Source organism: Streptomyces sp. NPDC007162 (assembly GCF_040634175.1).
Classification (GTDB): Bacteria; Actinomycetota; Actinomycetes; order Streptomycetales; family Streptomycetaceae; genus Streptomyces.
On record NZ_JBEYFC010000676.1, the window covers coordinates 1 to 4,047 of the forward strand.

Consider the following 4,047-nt stretch of genomic DNA (forward strand, 5'->3'; position numbering starts at 1 on the left):
CGGGGGAGGAGTGCCACCAGTGGCTCCCGCACCAGCAGCCACAGCGCCACCAGCGCCCAGGAGAACAGCACGTCCACGGTGAGGACTCGGGTGAAAAAACGGTGTGGTGGTACGCCGGCCCCGGCGAGGTCAGGGCACGCCGCGACCGGCGTACGACTCAGGGGCGGAGCAGCACCTTGCCCACCTTCGGATCACCGGCTCCCATCAGCTCGATGGCCTGCGGGAACTCGGTCAACGGCAGCTCGTGCGTGACCAGTGGCAACGGGTCGAGGAGACCGGCCCCGAAGACCCGTACCGTGTGCGCCCAGGCGTCCGGCGGCGCTCCGAAGACGGTGTGCACCTCCAGCTGCCGTACGACGAGGTCGGTCGGGTCGAGGCCGTCGGCGCCCGCGGCCGGGATGCCGGTCAGGACCAGGCGTCCGCCGCGCCTGAGCAGGGAGGCGGCGGTGCGCGCGGCGGACGCGGACCCGGCGGTCTCGATGACCACGTCGAAGTCGTCGGGCAGTTCCTGGCCCTTGGTACGGAAGTCGGTGGCCCCGAACTGCCGGGAGAGCGCCTCCCGGTCGCTCCGGGTGCCGACGACCAGCAGCTCGCCCGGCGAGATCGCGCGCAGGAACTGCACGGCGAACATGCCCAGCGTCCCGGTGCCGACCACCGCGACCCGCTCACCCGGCTGGGCGTTGCCCTTCAGGGCGGCGGCCGCGATACAGGCCGCGGGCTCCAGGAGCGCGGCGGCGGTGAGGTCGGCTTCGTCCGGCAGGGGGTGCAGCAGCCGGGCCGGCAGGGTGAGGGTGGCGGCCATGGCGCCCGGCTGGGTGAAGCCGGTCTCCTCGTAGCCGTAGCTGCACAGGGTGGTCTCGCCGGCATGGCAGCGGTCGCACACCTGGCAGTTCCTGAAGCCCTCGCCGACCACCTTGCGGCCGACCAGCCCGGTGGGCACTCCGGCGCCGACCGCCTGTACCGTCCCGGACCACTCGTGGCCCGGCGTCAGCGGGTAGCGGACGTACCCCTCGGGCCGGTTCCCCTGGAACACCTCGCGATCACTTCCGCAAATACCGACCGCGTGCACCGCGACCAGCGCCTCACCGGGACCGGGCTCGCGGGGCGTGTGTTCCTCGACCCGGTGCGCGCCCGGCGCCTCGATGACGACCTGGGACGCGCTCACTGGGTGCCCTTCGGCTTGCGCTGCTCCCAGCCGTCCGCCCACAGGTCGAAGCGGGCCTGCTGCTGCGGGAACTCGGCGGCCGCGTCGGCGTCGAACTCCACCCCGAGTCCCGGCGCGTCGGACAGGTGGAAGTACCCGTCGACCACCTCGGGCGCGCCCTTGACCACCTTCTTGATCTCGGCGTCGGCGAAGTCGTTGAAGTGCTCCAGGATCTTGAAGTTCGGGGAACTGAAGCCGACCTGGAGGGAGGCGGCGGTGAGCACGGAGCCGCCGACGTTGTGCGGGGCGACCAGGACGTAGTGCGTCTCGGCGGTGGCGGCGAGCTTGCGCGTCTCCCAGATGCCGCCGATGTGGCCGACGTCCGGCTGGATGATGTCCACGGCCTGGCTCTCGAAGAGCTCGCGGAACTCGATGCGGTCGTGAATGCGCTCACCGGTGGCGACCGGGACGTCGACCTTGGCGGCGACCTTCTCCAGCGCCTTCAGGTTCTCCGGCGGGCACGGCTCCTCCAGCCAGGCCGGCTTGAAGGGGGCCAGCTCCTTGGCCAGCCGGACGGCGGTGGCGGGGGAGAAGCGGCCGTGCATCTCCAGCATCAGCTCGGCGTCCGGACCGATGGCGTCCCGCACCGCCTCGATCAGCGACACGGAGTACAGCGTCTGCTCATGGTCCAGCTCGAAGTGCCCGGTACCGAAGGGGTCGATCTTCAGCGCCTTGTAGCCGCGCTCCATCACCCCTTGGGCCGCCTTGTGGTAGGCCTCCGGCGTCCGTTCGGTCGTGTACCACCCGTTGGCGTACGCCTTGACCTTGTCGGTCACCTTGCCGCCGAGCAGCTGCCACACCGGCACGCCCAGCGCCTTGCCCTTGATGTCCCAGCAGGCCATCTCGATCACGGCGATACCGGACATGACGATTTCGCCCGCCCGGCCGTAGTCGCCGTACTTCATCCGGCGTACGAGGTCTTCCAATGCGAACGGGTCGGAACCGAGAATGTGGTTGGCCTCGGCCTCCCGCAGGTAGCCGATCAGCGCGTCGGTGTGACCGAGCATCCGGGTCTCGCCGACTCCGGTGATCCCCTCGTCGGTGTGCACCTGGACGTAGGTCAGGTTCCGCCAAGGCGTCCCGACCACGTGTGTGCTGATTCCGGTGATGCGCACGGCAGTTGCCCCTCAGCTGTTCGAGATTTCGTCACGCGTTCGAAATGCTGGCGTGACAGTAAGGATGGGGTGAGGGCAGTGTCAATGGGTCGAACAGGTAACGGTTTCGACAAGGCTTTCGATAGTTCTTTCGGTCCCCCACAGAACCTTCACAGAGGCGGCTGGTGATGGGACCCGCGGGGAACTTAGTCTTCCCGCGTCATGGACTACTGCCACCCGTGCCGACGGCACCTCAACGGCGCCCTCGCCTGTCCCGGGTGCGGCGCCCTGGTCGAAACCCGTCACGCGTCCGGGAGCGTCGAAACTCCGTACGAGGGGGTTGAGTCCACCGGCGCGGGACACGACGACCACGCCGCCGCGGGCCACGCCGCCGACGGACCGGACGCCGGGTACGGCGACGACGAGGGTGACGGAGCCTACGGTCCCGGCGAACCCCCGGCGGGCGGCCGGGCGGACCGCCGCCGCGCCACCCGCGGCCGAGGGCGCGGCCGGGCCGCCGAGAGTCCCGCCGGGCCGTCCGGGGGCCCCTCCGACCACGCCCCCACGGGCCCCTCCGGGGCCGACGGGAGCCGCCGCGACCGCAAGGCCGCGGTCCATCGAAGACGGCGGCGCAGGATCCTGCTCGTGAGCGCGGCCTGCGTCCTCGCGGCCGGCGCCCTGAGCCTCGCCGAACTGGGCACCGACGCCATACCGTTCACCAGCCCCGGCTCGGCCGCGGCGGGCGGCGAGACGACCGACGGCGGCACGGCGACGTCGTCCCCCGGTACGACGTCCCGGCCCGTGGACGGCGTGTCCGGCGCGCCGGCCGGGTCGAAGTCCGCCTCGCCCGGCCCCTCGGCCTCCCCGTCCCCCTCCGTGTCGAAGGACAAGGCGTCCGACTCCCCGTCGCCGTCCCCGAAGGACCCCGCCGCCCAGTCGGCGACGGCGGGCCCGGTCGGCGGCAGGCCGACGGCGACGGCGACCGCCACGACGGGCTCGACGCCGACGACCACCCCGACGACACCGGCCCCGTCCCCCGATCCGTCCCCGACGGACAGCTGCAACCGCTTCCTGTGGTGGTGCACGTGACGGCGGCGCCCCCGTGAGTCAACCCACCACCAAAGCAAATCCAGCAAACGTGTCACATCCGTCGCCCCCGCTCCGTCATAGGTGTGCAACCCACTGAGACGCCACCGACGACACCACAGGGAGCCCCCATGGAAGCCCGTCTGAACCTCTTCGCCAGCCCCGTCGCCAACAAGCTCATCAAGGCCTTCGGCGGGGCGGGCAAGGTCGTCGAGGGGACGTCGATCCCCGCCGCCACCCTGGAACTGGTCAAGATCCGCGCCAGCCAGATCAACGGCTGCGGCTTCTGCCTCGACATGCACACCAAGGACGCGGCCGAGGCCGGCGAGACCCAGCAGCGCCTCCACATGGTCGGCGCCTGGCGCGAGGCGACCGTCTTCACCGAGGCCGAGCGCGCCGCCCTGGAACTGGCGGAGCAGGGCACCCGTATCGCCGACGCGGCGGGCGGCGTACCCGACGAGGTGTGGGAGAACGCGGCCAAGCACTACACCGAAGAGGAACTCGTCGCGTTGGTGGCGACGATCGCCCTGATCAACGCCTACAACCGGCTGAACGTCATCCTGCAGCAGCCGGCGGGAGACTACCGGCCCGGCCAGTTCGCCTGACCCTCCGAAGGGGGGCCGGTGCCACCGGGCACCGGCCCCCCTTCGCGTTCAGTCCGCC

4 protein-coding genes are annotated in these 4,047 nt (G+C 71.3%); 2 read left to right on the forward strand and 2 right to left on the reverse strand.

Going from position 1 to position 4,047, the window contains the following annotated elements:
- Nucleotides 1-157 precede the first annotated feature (157 nt).
- Together ABZ646_RS41850 and ABZ646_RS41855 are read right to left on the reverse strand one after the other, a co-directional pair.
- Nucleotides 158-1,165, reverse strand: coding sequence for an alcohol dehydrogenase catalytic domain-containing protein (locus ABZ646_RS41850; RefSeq protein WP_360531608.1), 1,008 nt, complete (start codon nt 1,163-1,165; stop codon nt 158-160).
- On the reverse strand, nt 1,162-2,319 hold the full coding sequence (locus ABZ646_RS41855; RefSeq protein ID WP_360531611.1) for a mandelate racemase/muconate lactonizing enzyme family protein: 1,158 nt from the start codon (nt 2,317-2,319) through the stop codon (nt 1,162-1,164). The genes ABZ646_RS41850 and ABZ646_RS41855 overlap by 4 nt, the downstream gene beginning before the upstream one ends.
- Nucleotides 2,320-2,520: 201 nt before the next feature.
- Here ABZ646_RS41855 and ABZ646_RS41860 point away from each other — a divergent pair, with 201 nt between their 5' ends.
- Both ABZ646_RS41860 and ABZ646_RS41865 read left to right on the forward strand, forming a co-directional pair.
- A complete protein-coding gene (locus tag ABZ646_RS41860; protein ID WP_360531614.1) occupies nt 2,521-3,387 on the forward strand; it encodes a hypothetical protein in 867 nt (288 codons plus the stop codon).
- 128 nt (nt 3,388-3,515) lie between these two features.
- Complete coding sequence (locus ABZ646_RS41865) at nt 3,516-3,989, forward strand: carboxymuconolactone decarboxylase family protein (protein ID WP_360531617.1); 474 nt, start codon at nt 3,516-3,518, stop codon at nt 3,987-3,989.
- The last annotated feature ends 58 nt before the right edge of the window (nt 3,990-4,047 follow it).

Excerpts from the sequence above, each read along its gene's own strand:
- ABZ646_RS41860 (WP_360531614.1), top strand. The coding sequence starts at position 2,521 with ATGGACTACTGCCACCCGTGCCGACGGCACCTCAACGGCGCCCTCGCC.
- ABZ646_RS41865 (WP_360531617.1), top strand. The coding sequence starts at position 3,516 with ATGGAAGCCCGTCTGAACCTCTTCGCCAGCCCCGTCGCCAACAAGCTC.